This window comes from Nitrospira sp., assembly GCA_016715825.1.
GTDB lineage: Bacteria > Nitrospirota > Nitrospiria > Nitrospirales > Nitrospiraceae > Nitrospira_D.
The window spans coordinates 715,619-737,792 of record JADJXO010000001.1; the positions used below are offsets into that span (position 1 = coordinate 715,619).

At 55.4% G+C, this 22,174-nt stretch carries 20 protein-coding genes; 11 read left to right on the forward strand and 9 right to left on the reverse strand.

Features of this window, described 5'->3' with window-relative positions:
- Nucleotides 1-149: 149 nt before the first annotated feature.
- The 11 genes from IPM58_03575 (at nucleotide 150) to IPM58_03625 (ending at nucleotide 11,840) form a co-directional block, all read left to right on the forward strand.
- Nucleotides 150-545, forward strand: a complete 396-nt coding sequence (locus IPM58_03575; protein ID MBK9306169.1) for a hypothetical protein — start codon at nucleotides 150-152, stop codon at nucleotides 543-545.
- A gap of 256 nt (nucleotides 546-801) precedes the next feature.
- Nucleotides 802-1,896, forward strand: a complete 1,095-nt coding sequence (gene recA, locus IPM58_03580) for a recombinase RecA (protein ID MBK9306170.1) — start codon at nucleotides 802-804, stop codon at nucleotides 1,894-1,896.
- A 4-nt stretch (nucleotides 1,897-1,900) separates the two neighbouring features.
- Nucleotides 1,901-2,398 (forward strand): regulatory protein RecX, encoded by a 498-nt coding sequence (locus tag IPM58_03585; protein MBK9306171.1) that lies wholly within the window; start codon nucleotides 1,901-1,903, stop codon nucleotides 2,396-2,398.
- The gene (gene alaS / locus IPM58_03590) at nucleotides 2,388-5,021 is read left to right on the forward strand and encodes an alanine--tRNA ligase (protein ID MBK9306172.1); all 2,634 of its coding nucleotides are present in this window, start codon (nucleotides 2,388-2,390) and stop codon (nucleotides 5,019-5,021) included. The genes IPM58_03585 and alaS overlap by 11 nt, the downstream gene beginning before the upstream one ends.
- Nucleotides 5,022-5,025: 4 nt before the next feature.
- A complete protein-coding gene (gene ruvX, locus IPM58_03595; GenBank protein MBK9306173.1) occupies nucleotides 5,026-5,610 on the forward strand; it encodes a Holliday junction resolvase RuvX in 585 nt (194 codons plus the stop codon).
- Nucleotides 5,525-6,607, forward strand: a complete 1,083-nt coding sequence (gene mltG / locus IPM58_03600; GenBank protein ID MBK9306174.1) for an endolytic transglycosylase MltG — start codon at nucleotides 5,525-5,527, stop codon at nucleotides 6,605-6,607. The genes ruvX and mltG overlap by 86 nt, the downstream gene beginning before the upstream one ends.
- A 3-nt stretch (nucleotides 6,608-6,610) precedes the next feature.
- Nucleotides 6,611-7,273, forward strand: a complete 663-nt coding sequence (gene deoC / locus IPM58_03605; GenBank protein MBK9306175.1) for a deoxyribose-phosphate aldolase — start codon at nucleotides 6,611-6,613, stop codon at nucleotides 7,271-7,273.
- 116 nt (nucleotides 7,274-7,389) lie between these two features.
- Entirely contained in the window at nucleotides 7,390-8,547 is a 1,158-nt protein-coding gene (locus tag IPM58_03610; GenBank protein MBK9306176.1) for a phosphopentomutase, read from the forward strand.
- Nucleotides 8,548-8,570: 23 nt separating this feature from the next.
- Nucleotides 8,571-9,032, forward strand: coding sequence for a RidA family protein (locus IPM58_03615; GenBank protein ID MBK9306177.1), 462 nt, complete (start codon nucleotides 8,571-8,573; stop codon nucleotides 9,030-9,032).
- A 103-nt stretch (nucleotides 9,033-9,135) separates the two neighbouring features.
- On the forward strand, nucleotides 9,136-10,851 hold the full coding sequence (locus IPM58_03620) for an IPT/TIG domain-containing protein (GenBank protein MBK9306178.1): 1,716 nt from the start codon (nucleotides 9,136-9,138) through the stop codon (nucleotides 10,849-10,851).
- Nucleotides 10,851-11,840: a hypothetical protein gene (locus IPM58_03625; protein MBK9306179.1), complete on the forward strand. Its 990-nt coding sequence runs from the start codon at nucleotides 10,851-10,853 to the stop codon at nucleotides 11,838-11,840. The genes IPM58_03620 and IPM58_03625 overlap by 1 nt, the downstream gene beginning before the upstream one ends.
- A 396-nt stretch (nucleotides 11,841-12,236) precedes the next feature.
- Here IPM58_03625 and IPM58_03630 read toward each other — a convergent pair whose 3' ends face one another.
- The 9 genes from IPM58_03630 to IPM58_03670 form a co-directional block, all read right to left on the reverse strand.
- Nucleotides 12,237-12,977 (reverse strand): 16S rRNA (uracil(1498)-N(3))-methyltransferase, encoded by a 741-nt coding sequence (locus IPM58_03630; protein MBK9306180.1) that lies wholly within the window; start codon nucleotides 12,975-12,977, stop codon nucleotides 12,237-12,239.
- A 29-nt stretch (nucleotides 12,978-13,006) separates the two neighbouring features.
- On the reverse strand, nucleotides 13,007-14,143 hold the full coding sequence (gene dnaJ / locus IPM58_03635) for a molecular chaperone DnaJ (protein MBK9306181.1): 1,137 nt from the start codon (nucleotides 14,141-14,143) through the stop codon (nucleotides 13,007-13,009).
- A 74-nt stretch (nucleotides 14,144-14,217) separates the two neighbouring features.
- On the reverse strand, nucleotides 14,218-16,143 hold the full coding sequence (dnaK, locus tag IPM58_03640) for a molecular chaperone DnaK (protein MBK9306182.1): 1,926 nt from the start codon (nucleotides 16,141-16,143) through the stop codon (nucleotides 14,218-14,220).
- A 41-nt stretch (nucleotides 16,144-16,184) separates the two neighbouring features.
- Nucleotides 16,185-16,784: a nucleotide exchange factor GrpE gene (gene grpE, locus IPM58_03645; protein ID MBK9306183.1), complete on the reverse strand. Its 600-nt coding sequence runs from the start codon at nucleotides 16,782-16,784 to the stop codon at nucleotides 16,185-16,187.
- An 85-nt stretch (nucleotides 16,785-16,869) separates the two neighbouring features.
- Nucleotides 16,870-17,658, reverse strand: coding sequence for a type III pantothenate kinase (locus IPM58_03650; protein MBK9306184.1), 789 nt, complete (start codon nucleotides 17,656-17,658; stop codon nucleotides 16,870-16,872).
- Between the two features lie 32 nt (nucleotides 17,659-17,690).
- Nucleotides 17,691-18,530: a biotin--[acetyl-CoA-carboxylase] ligase gene (locus tag IPM58_03655; protein MBK9306185.1), complete on the reverse strand. Its 840-nt coding sequence runs from the start codon at nucleotides 18,528-18,530 to the stop codon at nucleotides 17,691-17,693.
- A 3-nt stretch (nucleotides 18,531-18,533) separates the two neighbouring features.
- Nucleotides 18,534-18,824, reverse strand: coding sequence for a hypothetical protein (locus tag IPM58_03660; protein ID MBK9306186.1), 291 nt, complete (start codon nucleotides 18,822-18,824; stop codon nucleotides 18,534-18,536).
- A gap of 29 nt (nucleotides 18,825-18,853) precedes the next feature.
- Nucleotides 18,854-19,411, reverse strand: a complete 558-nt coding sequence (locus IPM58_03665; GenBank protein MBK9306187.1) for a hypothetical protein — start codon at nucleotides 19,409-19,411, stop codon at nucleotides 18,854-18,856.
- Nucleotides 19,408-22,158 carry a valine--tRNA ligase gene (locus tag IPM58_03670; protein ID MBK9306188.1) on the reverse strand — a complete coding sequence of 917 codons (2,751 nt, stop codon included), beginning with the start codon at nucleotides 22,156-22,158 and terminating at the stop codon, nucleotides 19,408-19,410. The genes IPM58_03665 and IPM58_03670 overlap by 4 nt, the downstream gene beginning before the upstream one ends.
- Nucleotides 22,159-22,174: the final 16 nt, after the last annotated feature.

Genomic DNA, 22,174 nt, shown 5'->3' on the forward strand with positions numbered 1-22,174 from the left:
TTTTTTGTGGCAATGGGTTAGGGCCGTTGACTTGGTGCGTGCCAGCCGGTTTAGGCAGAAGTGGACTAACTGCTGTAAGGAGATTATACAGTCTGACCGAATATTGTTGGGCTGCCTGTCGTCGGATTTGCAGGCATGGAGGTGGTCACGTGCACTCGTTTCTGATTGGTATGGTCTTGGCATCGTTAATAACGAGTCCGTCGGCGTCGGTCTTTGCAGCCGCGGAGTCAGAGAACCAGCAGCAGAGTGAGGCCATCCGGAAATACATGAAGGAAAACTTCGGACACCCGGGCATGGAGACATCTTGGTATTCGAGCATCGTGAGCATCACAGTCCAGGGTCGAACAGTGGCGGTACGTACAAAGATCAACCGACAAGGCCGAGCAAAGAAAGAGGCCGCTATGGGAATCTGTGGGGCAGTCTCAGGTTACGTATTTTCAAACGGGAACCAAGACCTCGGGATCGAGCACATCCAGATTCTGGGTACTGATCGAGGTGTCGTGGTCAGTCGGAGGGGTTTGACTGATCAATGCGAAGTTCGGTGAACGGCCCAACTACCCGTTGCAGCGGACACCCACTGCACATACTGCGCTAGAAGAAGATGGTTGGGGTCGGATTCTGTCTTATGCATCGCGAAACCACCAAAGTATGGCACTCCCACTAAATAGCACCACGGTGATCTTGTATTTTTAGCTCCTCTCGGCCGCAGATATTCCCGTGCCTCGACATCAGGCTAGGTTTCCTTTGCCCACTTGGGTATAATCTCCACTTCACATTCGCTCATTTGGTGAGGAGATTTGTATGTCCGAAAAAGACGACAAGAAGCGCGCGCTCGACTTAGCCTTATCCCAGATCGAGAAGCAATATGGGAAGGGCGCCATCATGAAACTGGGAGCCGAGGAGAAGGTCGATGTGCCGGCGATTTCCACCGGTTCGCTGACGCTCGACATTGCGCTCGGAGTGGGGGGGCTGCCGCGCGGACGGGTGATCGAGATCTTTGGCCCGGAGGCTTCCGGGAAGACGACGATGACGTTGCACTGTATTGCTGAAGTGCAGAAGACTGGGGGAGTAGCCGCGTTTATCGACGCAGAACATGCGCTCGATCTGACCTATGCCAAGAAGCTGGGTGTGCAAGCAGATGATCTCCTTGTGTCCCAGCCGGATACGGGTGAACAGGCCCTGGAAATTGCCGAGACCTTAGTCCGAAGCGGTGCGATAGATTTAATCGTTGTCGATTCCGTGGCGGCGTTGACTCCGCGCGCGGAGATCGAAGGGGAGATGGGTGATTCCCATATGGGACTGCAGGCGAGGTTGATGTCCCAGGCGTTGAGAAAACTGACGGCGGCCATTTCAAAATCGCTCACTACGGTGATCTTCATCAATCAGATACGCATGAAGCTCGGCGTGATGTTCGGCAATCCCGAGACGACCACCGGCGGCAACGCACTGAAGTTTTACTCCTCCGTCCGTCTGGACATCCGACGTATCGAGTCGATCAAAGAAGGGCAGGACGTGATGGGCAGCCGGGTTCGCGTGAAGGTGGTGAAGAACAAAATGGCCCCCCCGTTCCGCCAGGCAGAATTCGACATCATGTTTGCCGAGGGGATTTCCAAGACCGGCGAGTTGGTAGATCTGGGCGTCGACAAGAAGCTCATCGATAAGTCAGGGGCCTGGTATTCCTATAAGGGAGAGCGAATCGGGCAGGGACGTGATGCCGTTCGGGAGTTTTTGAAGGCCAATGCCTCCACCGCACGCGAGATCGAAGCGCGCATTCGAGAAGCTGCCGGTGTGCCGGCTCGTGCTGAGAAGAAATCGGAACCGAAAGAACCGAAAGAAGTAAAGGAAGAGAAGCCTGTCGGACGAAGCGAGGAAAAACGGGCGCACCGATCGCAGTAGGAACGTGAAGGCACGTGCGCGCACAACCTTGTCGAGTCCGGATGATGCCTTCCGACTTGCCATTCGATTTTTAGCACATCGAGATCGGACGACGGTGCAAGTCGAACAGTTTCTCACCTCACGAGGTGTGTCGTCTCTCCGGGCCAAGCAAGCAATTCGCCGCCTATCTGAGCTCCGCTATCTTGATGATGCGGCCTTTGCCCGGCGATATGCTGAGAAGCGGTTGGCGTCTCGGCCAGTGGGTCTGGAACGGTTGAAGGCAGAATTGCAGGCGAAGGGAATTGCCGATCGTCTGGCCGACCAGGTCGTCGCCGATGCCTTCCGAACAGTGAATGAAGATACATTGGCTCATCGCGTCCTAAAAGCGGCACAACGGCGCGGCCGCCGGTTGACACCGACTCAAGCAGGGCGTCTTCTCCATCAACGAGGTTTCGCTGAAGAGACGATCGACCATATAATGATGATGTTCGGAGCGAACGAGGAATCTGTCCATGACGAATAGTGCGAGTGACCTACGGCAGGCGTTTATCCGGTATTTTGAGCAGCAGGGCCACCAGGCCGTTCCCAGCTCTGCGCTCATTCCGCAGGCTGATCCGACCTTGCTGTTCACCAATGCCGGCATGAATCAGTTCAAGCGGGTGTTCCTTGGTGAAGAAACGCGCGCGTACAAGCGAGCCGTGAGCGTGCAAAAGTGTCTGCGGGCCGGCGGCAAGCACAACGATCTTGAAAATGTCGGCTACACGAGACGGCACCACACGTTTTTCGAGATGCTCGGAAACTTCTCGTTCGGCGATTATTTCAAGGAGGAGGCGATCCGATTCGGATGGGAGTTTTTGACCGACACCGTCGGGTTGTCGAAGGACCGACTGTGGGTGACGGTATTCCGAGAGGATGATGAGGCGGGTGAGCTCTGGAAGAAGATCGGAGTACCGGCGTCCCGTATCGTGCGTTGTGACGAGAAAGACAACTTCTGGCAGATGGCGGACACCGGTCCCTGCGGACCGTGCTCCGAAATCCATTTTGATCAAGGGGCGGTGGTCCCGGGAGATGATCGGCCGAACGGGGACGGTGATCGAGTCATCGAAATCTGGAACCTCGTCTTCATGCAGTACAACAGGGATGCCGCCGGCACTCTCCATCCCTTGCCGAAACCGAGTATCGATACGGGGATGGGGCTCGAACGACTGGTGGCAGTCGCACAGGGGGTTTTGAGTAATTATGACAGCGATCTGTTCATACCGCTCTTGACTGCCATCGCGAACCGCGCCGGAATGACGTATGGCGATAACGACCAGTCGGATCGGTCCATGCGAGTCGTGGCCGACCATTTGCGGGCCATCACCTTCCTGATGACCGATGGGGTGTTGCCATCCAATGAAGGACGAGGGTATGTGCTGCGGCGAATCTTGCGCCGTGCTGCGCGTCATGGACGACTGCTCGGGATTGTTGAGCCATTCTTGTACGAGTTGACGGCATCGGTGGGTGAGCAAATGGGTAAGGCCTATTCCGAGGTCACCCGTGCGGCAGGCACGATTGCCGAAGCCACGCGCGGCGAAGAAGAACGGTTCATCGCGACACTGGATCAAGGATTGCCGATTCTCAACGATATGATTGGAAAGACCAGAACGGCCGGAGGCACAATCCTGGCAGGTGGTGACGTCTTCAAGCTCTACGATACGTACGGGTTTCCGATGGATCTCATCACCGAAGCCTGCCGTGAGCAGGGAATGACCGTCGATGAGCCTGGATTTGATGCCGCGATTGAAACACAGCGCACGCGCGCGCGCAAGACCGGCGGGTTTGAGCAAGTTACCGCTCGTCCGGCGGTGGCCGAGCTGGCAACGCGCGTAGGAAGCACGCAATTTCTCGGGTATGATCGGCTGGAGAGTGAGAGCGTGCTGCGTGCCATTCTCAAAGGTGAGCAGTTGGTCAAGGAGGCATCCGAGGGAGACGAAGTGGAGCTCGCGTTGGATGCGACGCCTTTTTATGCCGAAGGCGGTGGGCAAGTTGGAGATCGTGGGACGTTACTGGGCCCGGAAGGGTTGGTGGAGATTACCGATACGACGAGGCCGGCGGCGACGCTGATCTTGCACAAAGGCATTGTTCAGAAGGGGAAGATCCGAGAGGGCGAGTCACTGCGTCTAGCTGTCGATGCCTCAACCAGACAGGATGCGGCACGGAATCACACGGCGACACACTTGGTCCATGCGGCTTTGCGCGATCTGCTCGGTCCACATGTCAAACAATATGGCTCTCAGGTGGGACCCAACCGACTTCGGTTCGACTTCGCCCATTTTCGCCCGCTCTCGTCTCGTGATATCGACGATGTCGAATCGACGGTGAATGAAGAGATCAGGAAAAACAAGGCCGTGTGTGCTGAAGTCATGAGCATCCAAGATGCCGTCGCGAACGGCGCCTTGGCATTCTTTGGCGACAAGTATGGAGAGCAGGTGCGGGTGGTCAGCGTCGAATCATTCAGCAAGGAACTTTGCGGTGGCACCCACGTCGGGCGGACAGGGGACATCGGGCTGTTCCGCATCGTGTCGGAGGGAGGTGTCGCCGCTGGTGTACGCCGGATCGAGGCTCAAACCGGTGGTGGGGCCTATACGCTGATGAAGAAGCTTGAAGCTGACGTCCGTGAACTATCGGACGTGTTGAAGGTGAGCCAATCAGAATTGGCGGCCAAGACTCGCAAATTGATGGGTCAACTCAAGGACAAGGAACGGGAGTTAGAAGAGCTCAAACTCAAGATGGCTGGTGGTTCTGCCGCCGCGTCGACCGCCAAAACCGTTGCCGGGGTTTCCGTACATGTGCAGCGGACGGACGGGCTCGATGTCAATGGCATGCGGGCGCTGGCGGATCAATTGCGGGATAAGCTGAAGAGCGGCGTGATTGCGCTGGGAGCAGCCTTGGGGGATGAGAAGGTTTCATTGTTGGTCGTGGTGACGAAAGACCTGATCGGGAGGCTTAAGGCAGGCGACGTGATCAAAGCAATGGCAGCTGAAGTCGGAGGCAGCGGCGGGGGTCGACCTGAAATGGCCCAGGCTGGAGGCAAGGATCCAGCCAAGCTTGATGCGGCGTTGGAAAAAGTCTTTGGCTTGGTCGAAAAGGCTTTGCAGCGGTAAAATCATGCCTGGTCGCATTCTCGCGCTCGATTACGGCACAAAACGAATCGGCGTCGCACTCAGCGACGAGTTGAAATGGACAGCGCAACCGCTTGAGACCTTCGAACGGCGGGTACTGGATCGAGATATTGCACACATTGCGTCGTTGGTGACGGCTCACGAGGTAGAGCGTGTCGTCTTGGGCTTCCCGCTCCAGCTAGATGGCCGTGAAGGGCCTGCCGTTCAGGCCATGCGTGAGTTTGCTGAGAAACTGGAAGCGGGGATCTCCGTCCCGATCGTCTTGTGGGACGAACGGATGACGACGAAGGCTGCGGAGGATCTTCTGATCGCGGCCGACGTCAGCCGGAAAAAACGCAAGGGTGTGGTCGATCGAGTCGCAGCGGCGATACTCTTACAGAGCTACCTTGCGGCACAGGCGTCTTCGTCAACGGCCGACCAAACGACCGACGTTGTGGACGGGATCGAGCCGCCGTGGGTGACAGAAGGTGCAGGCAACCAATCGTATGACGCTACGCGTACTTCTGACCGGAATCATCGCCGTCGTCGCGCTCGCCGCAACGGTCGGCTATCAGATGATGCGATGGGCTGAAGGGCCCGTCCTATCCGAGTCCGATCACGCCGTCAACAAAATCGTCGTGATCGCGGAAGGGGCGACGTTCCTCCAAGTGGCGGCCTTACTTGAACGTGAGGAGCTGATCCGAAGTCGATCCGCGTTTGTGAGGCTGGGAAAGTCACAAGAAGCGGATCGCAAGATTCAACCGGGGGAATACGAACTCAATGGTGCAATGCCTCCGACCGACATTCTTTCCAAACTGCTCACCGGTCGAGTGCTTCTTCACACGGTCACTCTTCCCGAAGGGTATACCGTGAATCAAATCGCCGATGTTCTGGAAGAACGGCAGATTACGAGCCGAGCAGAGGTGCTGAGGCTGGCTTCAGATAAGGCCTTCATAAAGACGCTTGGAATAGCTGCAGAAAGCGTTGAGGGATACCTGTTTCCCGATACCTATCGCTTTGCCCGGGGCACACCCGCCAAGGATGTCATGAGAACGATGGTAGAACAGCTCGAACGTGTCATGACCCAGGAATGGCAGGCGAGAGCAAAAGATATGAACCTGACGGTCCATCAAGTCCTGACGCTGGCCTCGGTGATTGAAAAAGAAACCGGATCGGGGGATGAACGGCCTCACATTTCCTCCGTGTTCCACAATCGATTAAAGAAACGGATTCCCCTGCAGAGTGATCCAACGGTGATCTACGCTCTGCCGAATTTCGACGGCAACCTTCGCAAAAAAGATCTTTCCCATGCCAGCCCCTATAACACCTATCGATGGGCCGGCTTACCTCCTGGTCCGATTGCGAGTCCTGGGGCTGAGTCGATTCGTGCTGCCCTGTATCCTGCGACGTCAAAATACCTCTACTTTGTATCCAGAAACGATGGCACGCATCACTTTTCTTCCACCCTGATGGAACATAATCGGGCCGTCGAAAAGTACCAGAAGCGTCCATTCAAAAGGGGGCCTCAGTCGCAAACCTCGGTGAGGCCAACGACTCACGATCTGGCCTTTGTCAAAGGAGTATCGTAACGGATGTCTCGATGGAATCTGCCTGACCTGCTTGACCATACTGTGTTGAGGCCGGATGCGACGAAAGATGACGTGCTCCGGTTGTGCCAGGAGGCAAGAGACAACAAGTTCACCGTCGTGTTTGTCCCGCCATGCTATATCGATGAGGCTGTTGAAGCTGTGGCGGATACGGCCATTCACGTCGGCATTCCGATTGGGTTTCCTTTGGGTGGACACACGACGAAGACGAAGGTGGCTGAAGCGGTTGAAGCCGTGGCCCGCGGCGCACGGGTCTTGGACATGGTGCTCAACCTCAGCCGCCTGAAATCAGGAGATCATACCGTGGTCCGATCCGACATTGCTGAGGTCGTCAAGGCGACACCGGGGGTTGAGCACAAAGTCATTCTTGAGACCTGCTATCTGACGCAGGAGGAGAAGCGGACCGCTTGTCATCTGGTGGTGGAAGCCGGAGCGGAGTACGTGAAGACTTCGACAGGTTTCGGTCCAGCGGGTGCCACAGTTGAAGATGTGCGCTTGATGAAGGACATTGTTGCAGGGCGGGTAAAGGTGAAAGCGTCAGGCGGCATCCGTGATTGGAGGACGACCTTGGCAATGCTGGAAGCGGGAGCTGACCGAATCGGCACCAGCGCCAGCCTCAAGATCCTTCATGAATGGCGCGTGGCATAACCCGAGCATGGATCATCTCATGACGCGGTAATCCTCTTCTCTAGGTCCTCTCGGATCTCCTTGTCGGTCCCATACGTCTCTACTCCCATCCACCTCGAATTGGGTAGAGTGTATCTATGATCAATCGAATCATTCTTCTCGTCATCGACGGGTTTGGAATTGGTGCCTTGCCGGATGGCGGTGACTACGGCGATACGGACGCCAACACCCTCGAGCATTTGGCTGAGGCGGTCGATGGATTGACTTTACCCAATTTCGAGATGCTTGGGCTTGGCCATGTCGCGTCGGTCAAAGGCGTGCGCAGGATGGGGCAACCGAGCGGCAACTTCGGACGCCTCGCGTTCGCCTCGCCTGGCAAAGATTCCATTGTGGGGTACTGGGAAATCGCCGGAGTGATCCAGCGCGATATCCCTTCAGTCTGCAACACCGGCGTTCCATCCAAGATCGTCGACCTCGTTGAACAGATCTTAGGACGGAAATCGATCGGAAAGAGCATCGCCTCGATGGGAGTAATGCTCCGTCGATATGGCGCGGAACATATGGCTACCGGGGGGCCGATCCTTTGGACCGATGGGGGAAATACCTGTTGTTTAGCCATGCATGAATCAATCATGGCACCATCGGAATTTCATCAGCGCGGTCGAGATATTCGAAAATCGGCGAAAGATGCAGGCCTTTTTGTCCGTGTCGTCGCTCAGCCGGTCACCGGTGGACAGGACGCACTTCGCCCACAGGTCGGACGAAAAGACTTTGTGGTGGAACCTCTGGGTGTGACGATGTTGGACGTCTTGAGCCGATCTGGACAGCTCACGATGGGCGTGGGAAAAGTCTACGACCTGTTCAGCGGCCGAGGATTCACGAAAGCGTTTCCGGTTGCCTCGGGGATGGCAGCGTTTGATGAGGTAATGGTCATGCTGGGCAAGATGCCGAGGGGCCTTGTCTGCGCCAGCCTGGATCTGCTATCTGAGGATGCTGCCGAAGCGGCCACGGCCGTGCAAGAGTTTGATCGTCGTCTCCCGGAACTATTCGAGAAACTGCGACTTGGTGATATGGTGATCGTAACGGGAGATCATGGGAGGGATTTCTCCTTACCTGGACGGACGTCCACACGAGAGTATGTTCCCGTCTTCGTCATCGGGCCGAAGCTCGCGCAAGGGGTGGACTTGGGAAGCAGACCGACCGCCGCTGATGTAGGGCAGACGATCGTGGAAGCCCTTCGGGCTGAGCGACTCCTGGTCGGTGATAGCTTTCTTGATGCGCTCAGGCCCGGGTAACAAAGAAGGAAAACGAAGAAATCATGTCCGTTGAACAACGTCTCAAAGAGCTAAAGCTTGACTTGCCGGTTCCTCCGAAGCCAGTAGCGAACTACGTTCCTGTGGTCCAAGTCGGCGATCTCCTTTTCCTGTCCGGAGTGCTGCCGTCACGTGATGGACAGCTGATCATGACCGGCAAACTCGGGCAAGGCCTCTCTATCGAGCAAGGGGTGGAAGCGGCGCGAGTGGCGGTCTTGAACGGCTTGAGTATTATTCGGAGCGTCACCGGATCGCTTGATCGGGTGAAACAGATCGTCAAGATGGTCGGCTATGTTGCATCCGGTCAGGGGTTTACCGAGCAACCTCAGATCCTCAATGGGGCCTCGGATTTGCTCATAGCACTCTTCGGGGAGGCAGGGCGACACGCCCGTGTTGCCGTCGGTGCCGCCGAATTACCACGCCTCGCTCCAGTGGAGATCGAGCTGATTGTCCAGATCACGTCTTAGCCTGCCTTGACTCCACAAAAATTCGCTTGTTAAAGTCGAGCAGATCTCGAGTGAGAATTACGCTGAGTCTTTGACGTTTCTCGATAGGATCTTTATGCACCGAATGTCGATCATTGCCCGGTTGCTGACGTACACGTTGTTCATTGTGTGTGGATGGAGCGATTCACTGACTTATGCCAAGCAAGCTGCCATTGCGCTCTCTTCCACTGCCGTCACTCCAGGGGCGACGTTGACGTTGAGTGGGGCAGGGTTTGGGGATTTTCAGTCGACGCAGTTCAATCGAGTGACCGTCAATAAAGTCCCGGCGTTGGTGCAACGATGGGAATCGGAGGCCATTGAAATCAAAGTTCCTTTCAAGGCGACGAGCGGTTTCGTTGAGGTGTTGATCGGGAAGAAGAATCTGCTCGCTGGACATGTGGCGATCGTGACTCCGCACATTGAGAGCATTTCACCGGCCGAAGGTGAACGAGGCGGAACGTTACAGATTGTGGGTCGTCATTTCGGCATGTCTGCGGGAGCCAGAGACCCCAATACGATGTTCGGTGTGAATGATGTCATGGTGGGTGGCGTCAAGGTCCGTCCCCGTCGTTGGAAGGATGATAAAATCGAGCTAGTCATTCCTCCGAATGCCACGAGCGGCGAGGTGGTGGTTCGCCTTGCGTCATCTGATCCCCTGCCGAATGGGTCCTGTTGCTCGCCTGTTGAATACCGTGTCAGTAACCCTGTCCCGCTGAAACTGATTTCCTCTGTGCGTGTGGATCCGCTAAGTGGCCCTGTCGGCACGAAGGTGGTCTTGTTCGGTCAGGGATTCGGCTCGGTCAAAGAATCTGTAGATGACGCGGTCTTGATCGGTGGACGACCGACCACGATCGCCCAGTGGAAGGATGATGTCATCGTGGTGCATGTTCCGCTGGATGCCGAGTCCGGTCCGGTTGTGCTCCGATATCAGGGACGGGAGCGGGTCGTTGGTGAGTTTACGGTCCAAGTGCCGCGGGCTGTTTCTCTGACTCCAGCCAGTGCTCCCATCGGGACGCTGCTCCGCATCAATGGGGCACACTTTGGGTTTTACTCGGAAAGTGGATCCACGCCGTTCAATTTTACGGATTTCAATACAGGTGCAAATCGAGTCGAGATCGGTGGAGTGCCGGCCATCGTGTACCGATGGAACGACGACCGTATCGACGTCTGGGTGCCGTTTAGTGCAAAAAGCGGGAAGGTCGTCATTTACCGAAGCGCCAACAGACCGAACGTAGCCGGACTCTGTTGTGCCGAGCAGGGCACGGTCGCCGTCGAAGCCGGGAACTTTACGGTTGTGACGCCGGTCATTGAATCGTATGACCCGAAGTCGGCCGGATTGGACGCCACCGTCACCATAAAGGGAAGCGGATTTGGGACGTTTCTCAAGACGGCCGAACATGCCGATATTGGATTGAATCAGAAGGCCTATAAACGGCGAACCGATCTCGAAATTAACGAACCTGATGTAACCGACACCGTCGTGTCGAATGTCTCGCGGACGGAAGTGCTCTTTAACGGTTCTGCCGCGTTAATCCAGTCATGGACCGATCGCGAGATTGTGGTCAAAGTGCCGCACCGTAACCTCTATGGAATCGGAAAGAAGGGAGCGTTCTTTGATGACCTTGCGACCGGTCCTCTCGTCGTACGCCGAGGGTCATGGGACCTGCTTCCGGACGGTACCTGCTGCTCGGCGAAGAAATGGCTGACGCGTACAGCTGGACAGTTCACCATCGAAGCCAAGGGACTTCCCGACGATGGGTACTGGACGAATAACCGACCGGACGCGAATACCAATCAATAATGGCACTTCAGTTTCTTTTTGGCCCTCCTCTCATTCATAGCGCGCGTGTGACACTCTGTCTCATCACGCTGTGGTTCCCTCGCATAGCGAGCAGCGCAGACTCTCCTCTCTCCATTCACACACAGGTCAGCACCATAAATGCTACGTTGCTGAACATCCAGTTTCAGTCGGTCCAAAATGGTTGGGCTGTAGGATCCGGCGGGACAATTTTGCGGACTATCGACGGTGGAAAGAAATGGAAGCGGATGACAAGCGGCACGTCCTCCCTCTTAACCTCCGTGTTTTTCGTCGACCCATTGAACGGATGGGTGGTTGGGGCTGCGGGCCTCCTGAAGCACACAACCGATGGGGGAAATTCATGGTCCTCACAATCCTTCGATGCGCAGCAACCGCTGTACGGCGTTTATTTTACTTCTCCAACGGTTGGATGGGTGGTTGGAGGAAGCGGTATCATTTTTCATACGACCGATGGAGGTGACAACTGGGTGGAGCAGGCCAGCGGCACAACGGCTGCGCTCTATGCTGTGCACTTTCGCAGCGACCGGACCGGGACGGTTGTCGGCGCACTGGGGACTGTCCTGTCGACCGACGACGGAGGGATCACGTGGACGCCACAAGAAACACAGCATGCCGTGACCCTGTTTGATGTTGTTTTTACCGATTCCAGAACCGGCTGGGCAGTGGGTAATGCGGGAGCACTCTTTCAGACGATAGACGGCGGAGCTACGTGGGTTGATCATACCTTACCCTGTGGAAAGACGTGTACGAGGCTCACCGATCTATTGAAAGTTCGCTTCACCAGCCCGCGAGAAGGCTGGATCGTCGGGGAGCGGGGCATGTTGTATCGGACGACCGATGCCGGCCTCACCTGGAGTGAGGGGAAATCCATCACACCAAATTCCTTATTTGGGCTCAGTTTCCCTGATGCCACGGCTGGATGGGCGAGCGGCGAGAATGGGACCATTGTCCAGCTGCAACCCACCCGCTAACGCCTGAATTCGTCTGAGCTACATCTAGTTGCGGCTCTTGACTGGGCGACCCTATTTCGACATTCTTCGTTGGGAAAAGTTCATGACCAACGATGTGATGAGTGTTTTGGTGACGGGAAAAGGACACCTTCGAATCATCGTTCATAGACTGTAGAAGCGCTCGTAGATCGTTCTAATCCCTTCCTCTGGGCTGAGCAATCAGGAATGTGCTCGCACCGCCTCCTTCTAAAAATGGCATGAGTCTGTAGTATCAGAGAACCACAAGCGGAGAAGAACTAGAGAACGCACTAGTCCTGATGAGCAGACTGCTTGGGGATCGTGTTGAAATTTATGCATGTAGGTCGCGTACAGAGAGACAGGTTCGGGTCGATGGGAAAACGAGGGAGGTGTACGTATCTATCCGAGCTCCCCGAGGCGTGATTGGAGAATGCTGATAGTAGCTATGGCGGCTGTTTCGGATCTCAAGATGTGTTGACCAAGCGTGATCGTTTCGACTCCTGCCAGCTGCGCGACCTCTTTTTCCTCCTTGCTCCAGCCGCCCTCCGGTCCGATCAAGGCCAGCACGGATGTGTCCGTGCCTTGCGGTAGGCGAATCGTTTGAAGGCTCTTTCCCTCCTCGCGTTCGGCGAGCATGAGGATCGTGGTGCCGGTCCCATGGGTGGCTAAGAGTTCAGAGAGGGATCGTGGCTTGGCAACCTTCGGCACGTGCCATTGTTCCGACTGTTGGGCGGCTTCTAACGCAATGCGTTGCCAACGGGTGACTTGGTGGTCCACGCGATCAGATTTCAGTTGTATGACACTGTGCCGGCTTGTAATCGGTATGATCTGGCTGACGCCGAGTTCGGTGACTTTTTGAATGACCCAGTCCATCTTTTCGCCCTTGAGCAGCGATTCGCCGAGGATCAAACGGGGAGTGCGGCGTGCTGGTTCCTGGATTGTCTCGACAATACGCGCGGTCATGGCTCCTTTCGAAACATCGGTGATCTCGGCCCGGAATCTTGTCCCTTCTCCATTCCCGAACCAAACGGCGTCGCCCTTCGTGACGCGTAGACTGCCTCGGAGGTGAGTCAGCAGATCACCGATAATAGATATGGTTGGCGGTGCGATGCACGCTTGGGGTACGAAAAATATAGGCATGTGGACGATAGGGAACAGAGAGAGGAAGGTTACTCGAAGAAGGTCTTCATCTTGTCGAAGAAGCCGTCGCCGTTGGTTTCCATCGTCATGCCACTTTCCTTGGCATACTCTATCAGCAACTCTTTTTGTCGGGCTGTCAATTTGGTGGGAATTTGGACCTTGATCGTGTAAATCTGGTCGCCGGTTCCGCCTCCCTTCAGGCTGGGAATTCCCAGCCCTTTAATGCGGAGGACCTTGTCATGTTGGGTGCCGGGAGGTACTTTAATGACGGTATTTCCTTTGAGAGTCGGGACTTCGACCTTCCCACCGAGCACAGCCGTCACGAGATTGACCGGAACATCGCAGGAGATATCGAGACCTTTTCGCTGAAAGATCGAATGAGGTTTGACGGTAATGGCCACATAGAGATCGCCGGCGGGTCCATTGTTTTGACCATGCTCGCCTTCGTTCGAAAGACGAAGGCGCATACCGGTTTCGATGCCGGCGGGAATATGCACAGCGATCGTGCGCTCCCTGTAGACTCGTTGGCGGCCCTGGCAAGTGGTACAAGGGTCTGTCACGATACGGCCAGTCCCTTCACATTGTCCACATGGTCGGCTGACGCTGAAGAACCCTTGTTGAAACCGAAGTTGCCCGGCGCCTTTGCAACTGGCGCAGGCTTTGATCGCCGCGGCTGACTTGGCTCCGGTGCCCTTGCAGTCCATGCACACTTCCCAGCGAGGAATCTTCAGTTTGGCTTCTTTCCCATAGACGGCTTCTTCAAATGTGATTTCGAGATTGTATTGGAGGTCGTTTCCACGCTCGGCCCGACTGCCACCGCCGCCACCACGGGTTTGGGTGAAAAAGTCTTCAAAAATGTCGTTAAAGACGTCCCCAAACCCGCCTCGACCAAAGTCGAATCCGTCAAAGCCCCCCGCTCCTTGTTGCGCACCGGCATGACCGAACATGTCATACCGCTTTCGCTTGTCTTGATCGCTCAGTGTTTCGTAGGCTTCGTTGATCTCTTTGAACTTTTCTTCAGAGGTCTTTTTCTGATGGTCACCGGTTTGGAGGTCCGGATGGTGTAGGCGGGCCAGTTTTCGGTAGGCCTTCTTCAGATCGTCGTCAGAAGCATTCCGATCGACACCGAGAATATCATAGTAATCGCGTTTTGACACAGAAGCCATTGAGTCTGTAAAGGTTGGGAAGACCGAGCTCCGACTTATATTGGAACTCGGTCTGTCTAAGTCGCTATTCTAGGCTATTTTTTATCTTTGTCTACTTCTTCAAATTCTGCGTCTACGACTTTTTCGTCGGTTTTCGCCTCATCGGATCCGGCTCCGGCATCAGCCGTTGCACCGGGCTGTGGACCTGCGGATGTGGCGGCCTTCTTATACATCTCTTCGGCCAATTTATGCGAAGCGGTCATGAGTGTCTGTGTTGCGGATTCGATTGCTTCGGCGTCGGTGCCCTCCAAGGCCTTCTTGACCGCGGCCACGGCATCCTGAATTTTTGTCTTTTCATCATCAGAGACTTTATCCCCATATTCGGTGAGATTTTTCTCCGTTTGATAGACTAGATTATCGGCTTGGTTCTTCGCTTCCGCGAGCTTCCGGCGTTTCTTGTCGTCTTCTGTGTGGGACTGCGCATCCCGAACAAGCTTTTCCACCTCATCTTTGCTCAACCCACTGGAAGCCGTAATCTTGATGGATTGCTCTTTCTGCGTCGCCAGATCCTTGGCCGATACGTGTACGATCCCATTGGCATCAATATCGAAGGTGACTTCGATCTGAGGCATACCACGAGGCGCCGGTGGAATGCCGACTAAATCGAACTGTCCGAGCAGTTTGTTGTCATTGGCCATTTCCCGTTCACCCTGGAAGACTCGAATGGTCACGGCCGTTTGGTTATCGGCTGCCGTCGAAAACACCTGACTCTTCTTCGTGGGAACCGTTGTGTTCCGCTCGATCAGTTTTGTGAATACCCCACCCAAGGTTTCGATGCCCAAGGACAATGGTGTGACATCGAGGAGGAGGACATCCTTCACCTCTCCTTTGAGCACTCCGCCTTGGATGCCGGCTCCAATGGCGACGACCTCGTCGGGGTTGACTCCACGATGCGGTTCTTTCCCGAAGAATTCCTTGACGACTTGGATCACCTTCGGCATGCGGGTCATGCCACCGACCAACACAATTTCTTGAATGTCTTTCGCCGTGACGTCCGCATCGGCAAGGGCCTTGCGGCATGGTTCGATGGTTCGCTGGATCAGGTCGTCTACCAGCTGCTCGAGCTTGGCCCGGGTCAGCTTAATGACCATATGTTTGGGGCCGCTGGCGTCGGCGGTGATGAACGGCAGATTGATCTCCGTCTCTTGAGCCGAGGAGAGTTCGATCTTGGCACGCTCAGCCGATTCTTTAAGCCGTTGAAGGGCCATCCGATCTTTCCGTAGATCGATGCCTTGGTCTTTTTTGAATTCATCGACCAGCCAATCCATCACACGCAAATCAAAGTCATCTCCCCCGAGGTACGTATCACCGTTGGTCGACTTCACCTCAAAGACGCCTTCGCCGATCTCCAGGACGGAGATGTCGAACGTGCCGCCGCCCAAGTCGTACACAGCGATCCGCTCATCCTTCTTCTTGTCCAAGCCGTAGGCGAGGGAGGCTGCGGTTGGTTCGTTGATGATCCGGAGCACGTTCAGACCGGCGATCTGTCCGGCGTCTTTTGTCGCTTGACGCTGGCTGTCGTCGAAATAAGCGGGGACCGTGACAACGGCCTCTGTGACCTTCTCGCCGAGATAGTCTTCCGCCGTTTGCCGCATTTTCTGGAGGATCATAGCCGAGATCTCAGGCGGACTATAGCGTTTACCGCGCAACTCAACGTGCGCATCGCCGTTATCAGCTTCAACCACTTTGTAGGGAAGTCGCTTCAGGGCTTCTTGAACTTCACGGGCCTTGAATTTGCGTCCCATCAACCGCTTGACCGAGAAAATCGTGTTTTCGGGGTTGGTGATCGCTTGCCGTTTGGCGATTTGACCGACCAATCGTTCGCTTTTATCAGTAATCGCAACGACGGAAGGAGTGGTTCGGCTCCCTTCGGCATTGGCGATCACGACGGGGTCTCCGCCGCTCATGATCGCCACACAAGAATTGGTAGTCCCAAGATCGATCCCGATGACTTTACCCATTGGTGAACTCCTTCCTTCTCCAGAACGACGACGGCCTACGCTCAGTTCGTCGTTGCATCATGTTCGTTGGCTTGAGCCGGGCCCGACGATACGCTGACCATTGCAGCCCGTAAAATTCTGTCATGCAGGCGGTAGCCTTTTTGAAACTCATCCAAGACCTTATTGGCCGGTACGTCGTCGGAAGGTCCGTACGAAACGGCTTGGTGGGCGCTTGGATCAAAGTCCTGACCGGCGGTGTCGATCGCCTGTACGCCAAACTTCGCAAGAGCGCCGGACAGTTGCTTGAGGGTAAGCTCTACCCCCTGAACGAGCGCAGAATCACCGGCTTCATTGGTTCGAGCCGCCTTGATCGCACGTTCCATGTTATCGACAACGGGTAGAAGCTCTTTGAGAAGCTGTTCATTTCCAAATCGAATCTGATCGCGCTGGTCGCGTTGACTCAGCCGTTTGTAGTTATCAAACTCCGCAGCCAACCGCAGGTATTTGTTGTTGAGCGAGTGATAGTCCTCTGCCTTGACGGTAGGCTCCTCCTCAACAGACACGTGAGACGCGTTTCCCGCCTCAGTTTTTGGAGAAGAGTCTTCTAAGCTATCGATTGTATTGGCGTCTTTATTTTCTTCGTCTTGTGGTTTGTTCATCATAACACCTATACAGCGGGTGAGATATCCATGACCTACGCGAAGTCAACCTGTGAGGGGAAAATAAAATGCTTCAAAGGGTGAAAAATTAGACTAACGGAGGGATGTCCGTACCACGGGCGCGGCGATGGAGAAGTTCGAGCCCCTCCAGGGTCAAAAATGGTTCGATATGTTGGATCGATCTCGCCTCAGGTGCAATCACTGAAGCCAACCCCCCTGTGGCGATGACATAGGAGCCGTGTCCCATTTCCAATTCCATGCGTTGGATGAGGGCATCGACGAGACCCGCATAGCCAAACACAAGTCCCGCCTGAATACTACTAGCCGTATCGATTCCAATGACGGTCTTGGGTCGGCTGAGTTCAACTTTGCTTAATTTTGCAGCTCGGGCAAATAATGCATCTGCCGAAATCGCCAAGCCTGGGGCGATGACGCCTCCCAGATACTCACCGCCTCGGGTCACTGCGCAAAATGTGGTCGCGGTCCCAAAATCAACAATGATGAGATCGCGCCGAAATTTGTGATAGGCCGCCGCAGCGTTCACGATGCGATCGCTCCCGATTTCCCTGGGATTCAAGTATTTGAGTGTCAGCCCGGTGTCCGACTCAGATGAGACGATGATCGGGGTGCGATGAAAGGACCGTTCGATCATCGACTCGAACGTTTCGGTGAGGGCCGGAACGACGCTTGAAATAATCGCTCCCGTGATGCGTTCGGGGAGCTGGCCGTCTCTGGCGATGATGCTGAGACAGAGCACTCCGTACTCATCAGCTGTGGCCTTTGGATCGCTGGCCAGCCGCCAATGGGTGAGAAGACGAGCCCCATCGAAAATTCCAGCAACGATATTGGTGTTCCCGATGTCGACCGCAAGCAGCATAGGTGCATTGTACTCGGGGTAGGGCTGTTTCGCTACTCCCGTAGATGAATCACATCAGCGGCACGAACATCGAGCAATGGCATCTGGTGTGAGGAGGGTCGGACTGGCTTGGTTCGTATCTGCAACGCCCCATCGGCCGAGAGGCCTTCCGCAATCCCGGTGACCTGTTCATGACTCGTGAACTGGACTCGAACCTGACGACCGAGTGTGGCACAACGAGCCATGTAGGCTTGTCGCAAGCGAGGTGATCCGTGAGACTGCAATTCGACCAGACACTGTTCAAGTTCCAGCAGTAATTGGGCGACCAGGCGATTGCGGTCAATCGGTTGCTGTGACGTTTCGGCCAATGATGCCGCAAGTGGAAGCAGGTCCTCCGGAAAATCCTCCCGTGCCACATTCACGTTGAGCCCAATGCCGATGATGATAGCCGGGTCCGTCGGCGTCTGGAACAGACTTTCACAGAGAATCCCGCCGACTTTTCGCTGGAGTAAGAGGAGATCATTGGGCCACTTGAGGGCCAGCGAGACCGAGGTAACCTGTTGAACGGCTTCAATGGTGGCCAGTGCACTGACGAGGGGGGTCCAGGATAGCCACTGCGCAAGGGAGGTCTTGCGTCCCATCCTGCGGATAATCACGGAACAATAGAGGTTCAGCCCAGGTGGTGAGAACCAAGGCCGCCCATGTCGACCGTATCCACCGGACTGGTGTTCGGCAAGGACCACTGTGCCATGAGTCGCTCCGTTCTGCGCGAGCCTGAAGGCTTCCCTATTCGTCGAGGGGAGATCTTGGTACAGGTAGAAGGGGTGACCAAGTGACGTGGTTGCGAGGGTGGTGCGAATCTCATCGATATTGAGAGGAAGAGAGGAAGACATGTGTTAGGAGCGTCGACTGCGCGGGCGCTGAGCACGAGAAAGAATCAGACTGACGGCTACCGCTGGAGCCGAATGGGTGAGTGCTCCGATTGAAATCCGATCGGCGCCGGCTGCAGCCATGGCTCTGACGTTCTTGAGCGTAATCCCGCCTGACACCTCGACCCGTGCTCGGTTCTTGATGATGCCGACGGCACGTTTGACCATGTTCGGCGTCATATTGTCTAACAGGATAATATCTGGTTTTCCTGCCAACGCCTGATGTACCTCGGTGAGCGACTCAACCTCGACAATGATCGGAAGGCGAGTGGGTCGATGTGTGCCCGCTAAACGACAAGCTTTTCAATCGGACGCCGTTCTGTCTTCAGAAGAGCTAGGTGGTTGTCCTTGATGAGAATGCCGTCGCTCAGTGATCGGCGGTGATTGGTCCCTCCGCCGAGTGAGACGGCCCATTTCTGAAGCGCGCGCCAACCAGGGAGGGTTTTTCTGGTATCGAGAATGCTGACAGGATAACCACGCACGGCCCGGCAGAATTGGTCGGTCAATGTGGCGATCCCTGACAGGTGTTGAAGAAAGTTCAACGCAACCCGCTCAGCTCGGAGAATCGCCCGACCATCACCCTCGATGTGTATGAGCGGCTGTCCATTCTTGGCACGGTCCCCGTCGCATTTGAACATCGTTAATCGAAGGGAAGCATCAACGAGCAAAAAGGTCTGAACCGCCGCCGCCATTCCTGCCACGATGACTGGTTGCTGTGCAATGATGGTGGCCTGGGCGGGGACCGAAGACGAAAAGAGGGCGGATGTTGTCGCATCTCCTTGTGCCAAGTCTTCTTCGAGCCCCAGGCGCACGACTCGGCGGATTTCTGCTGACGGAAGCTTCACGATTGATCGAGTCCCAGCATGGCGCGCAACTGCCGTTCACTGCTGATCAACATGCTGGCATCTTGCGCGAGCGAACGAAGGCGGTCTTGATGGTCGGTAATGACCTCAGGTGGAGCTTTGGAGACGAAGTCAGGATTGTTCAGCTTGCCACTGAGGCGCTGTGTTTCTCGCTCGACTTCGGAGATTTGCTTATCCAAACGATCGAGTGCTTTTTGCAGGTCTACCTCACCGGACACCTCGATTCCGACGGAGAGGCCGTCGGTGACCAACGTGAGGAGTTGGTGGGACGGCCACGTTGAATGGGCGATGTTCTTATACGTCCCTCGACTCAGATGAGCGGCATGGGGCATGACCTGGTCGAGGAGATTCTGTTTTGCCGCATCTTCATGAGATAGGTAGCACGTGATAGGTAGGCCAGGCGGATAATTCAGGAGAACACGACCCGTCCGCGCCAAGTTGACGGTTTGCTCAATGAACCTAAACAGCTGCTCGGCTTCGGATGAATCCCAGGATGGTTCTTCCAGAGGATACGATTGGATCACGATACTGTGGCCTTGATGCGGAAACGTCTGCCAGAGCTCTTCTGTGATGAAGGGCATGAATGGATGCAGCAGGCGCATGGTCGTTTCCATGGTTTCAATCAGCGTGGCCCTGGTTGCAGCTCCATCCGGGTGATCAGCAACCTGGAGGACCGGTTTGATGAGCTCCAGATACCAATCACAGAACTCATGCCAGATGAAATGGTAGAGGGTGTTTGAGGCTCGATCGAAGCGATATCCTTCCAATTCCGCCGTCACTCCCTTGATGGTCTGGTTCAGTCGACTGAGAATCCAACGATCTGGAATGGTCCGCTGAGAGACGGGGAGGGGCGACCGAGAGCCGTCGAGGTACATGTGAGCAAATCTCGCCGCATTCCAGATTTTATTGGCGAAGTTCCGATACCCTTCGATCCGTTCTTCCGCCAGCTTCACATCTCGACCAGGTGAGGCCATTGAGGCGAGTGTAAAACGGAGCGCATCGGTCCCAAACTCATTCATGACATGGAGCGGATCGATGACATTCCCCTTCGACTTGCTCATTTTCTTGCCTTCAGCATCACGGACCAGGGCGTGAATATACACATCGCGGAAGGGCACATCGCCCATGAATTTCAAGCCCATCATAATCATCCGGGCGACCCAAAAGAACAGAATGTCGAGTCCGGTCACCAGCACGGAGGTCGGGTAGTAGGTTTTAAGTTCCTGTGTCTGTTCCGGCCACCCTAATGTGGAGAATGGCCAGAGTGCGGATGAAAACCAGGTATCAAGGACATCGGGATCGCGATAGAGTTCGCTCCCGCCACACGAAGGGCATTGCAGGGGAATAGTTTTTGACACGATCGGGGAGGCGCCTTGCAAGATCGTGATTCGATCACCATCGCGGATGATCTGTTTGGCATTGCAAGTCAGGCAGTACCAGGCAGGAATCTGATGCCCCCACCAGATCTGGCGGGAAATACACCAGTCCTTGATGTCTCGCATCCAACCCAAGTAATTATTAGTCCAGCCCTCGGGAATGATTCGAATGCGCCCGTCCTCAACTGCCTTCATTGCAGGCTCTGCGAGTGGCTTGATGTTCACGAACCATTGCGGAGAGAGATAGGGCTCGACCACGGTCTTGCAGCGGTAACATTTTCCCACCGCCATCTTATGGTCTTCGACCTTCACAAGGAGTCCATGTTCTTTGAGGAGCTCTTCCACCTTGGGTCTAGCCTTAGACACGGGGAGTCGCTGGAGTAGATCGATGACGGCTCGCTCCACTTCCGCCTGCCTCATCTTTGTTCCGTCGAGCATGGCGTGATGGTCAAGGATCGCGAGCCGTGGCAGCCCATGCCGCTCGCCCGCTTCGTAGTCATTAAAATCATGGGCTGGAGTGATCTTGACCGCGCCGGTACCGAACTCGCGATCCACGAGCATCCCATCGCCCACGATCGGGATAGTGCGTGTCGTCAATGGGAGAAGAACGCGTTTGCCGATCCAGCGGTTATACCGCGGATCTTCCGGATGTACGGCTATGGCGGTGTCACCCAGCATCGTTTCTGGCCTGGTAGTGGCAACCAACAGATATTGTGACGGGTCTTCCTCAAGTGGGTACCGGATTGTGTAAAGTCTTCCTTTTACGTCTTCGTGCTCGACTTCAATATCCGAGAGCGCAGTCAGACAGCGTGGGCACCAATTGATGAGCCGTTCCCCCCTGTAGATCAATCCATCCTGATAGAGACGAACGAACACTTCTAGAACTGCCTTTGATAGTCCCTCGTCCATCGTGAAGCGGAGACGGTCCCAGTCGCAGGATTCACCCAACTGTTTCTGTTGGCTGACGATCGTATTGCCCGAGGTCGATTTCCACTGCCAAACTCGCTCAATAAACTGCTCGCGCCCGAGTGACTCGCGCGAGGCGCCTTCGGCCATCACGTGTTTCTCAACCACGTTTTGCGTCGCGATACCGGCATGATCTGTTCCCGGCAACCACAGGGTATTTCGACCCTGCATACGCCGCCACCGGATCAGGATGTCTTGTAGTGAATGGTTAAGAGCGTGCCCCACATGGAGAGATCCCGTGACATTGGGTGGGGGAATCACGATGCAGTAGGGTTGGCCTGGACGTTCCGGTGACGACTGAAAGTATCCACGAGCGATCCATTCTTGTGACCATCGCGCTTCGACAGTTTTAGGGTCGTAGGTTTTATCGAGATGAAAAGGCATCATCCTCCGTTGTTTGAAA

Excerpts from the sequence above, each read along its gene's own strand:
- recA (MBK9306170.1), top strand. The coding sequence starts at position 802 with ATGTCCGAAAAAGACGACAAGAAGCGCGCGCTCGACTTAGCCTTATCC.
- grpE (MBK9306183.1), bottom strand. The coding sequence starts at position 16,784 with ATGATGAACAAACCACAAGACGAAGAAAATAAAGACGCCAATACAATC.
- ruvX (MBK9306173.1), top strand. The coding sequence starts at position 5,026 with ATGCCTGGTCGCATTCTCGCGCTCGATTACGGCACAAAACGAATCGGC.
- IPM58_03655 (MBK9306185.1), bottom strand. The coding sequence starts at position 18,530 with ATGTCTTCCTCTCTTCCTCTCAATATCGATGAGATTCGCACCACCCTC.
- IPM58_03615 (MBK9306177.1), top strand. The coding sequence starts at position 8,571 with ATGTCCGTTGAACAACGTCTCAAAGAGCTAAAGCTTGACTTGCCGGTT.
- deoC (MBK9306175.1), top strand. The coding sequence starts at position 6,611 with ATGTCTCGATGGAATCTGCCTGACCTGCTTGACCATACTGTGTTGAGG.
- IPM58_03620 (MBK9306178.1), top strand. The coding sequence starts at position 9,136 with ATGTCGATCATTGCCCGGTTGCTGACGTACACGTTGTTCATTGTGTGT.
- mltG (MBK9306174.1), top strand. The coding sequence starts at position 5,525 with ATGACGCTACGCGTACTTCTGACCGGAATCATCGCCGTCGTCGCGCTC.
- IPM58_03630 (MBK9306180.1), bottom strand. The coding sequence starts at position 12,977 with ATGCCTATATTTTTCGTACCCCAAGCGTGCATCGCACCGCCAACCATA.
- IPM58_03670 (MBK9306188.1), bottom strand. The coding sequence starts at position 22,158 with ATGATGCCTTTTCATCTCGATAAAACCTACGACCCTAAAACTGTCGAA.
- dnaK (MBK9306182.1), bottom strand. The coding sequence starts at position 16,143 with ATGGGTAAAGTCATCGGGATCGATCTTGGGACTACCAATTCTTGTGTG.
- alaS (MBK9306172.1), top strand. The coding sequence starts at position 2,388 with ATGACGAATAGTGCGAGTGACCTACGGCAGGCGTTTATCCGGTATTTT.
- dnaJ (MBK9306181.1), bottom strand. The coding sequence starts at position 14,143 with ATGGCTTCTGTGTCAAAACGCGATTACTATGATATTCTCGGTGTCGAT.
- IPM58_03650 (MBK9306184.1), bottom strand. The coding sequence starts at position 17,658 with ATGCTGCTTGCGGTCGACATCGGGAACACCAATATCGTTGCTGGAATT.
- IPM58_03610 (MBK9306176.1), top strand. The coding sequence starts at position 7,390 with ATGATCAATCGAATCATTCTTCTCGTCATCGACGGGTTTGGAATTGGT.
- IPM58_03625 (MBK9306179.1), top strand. The coding sequence starts at position 10,851 with ATGGCACTTCAGTTTCTTTTTGGCCCTCCTCTCATTCATAGCGCGCGT.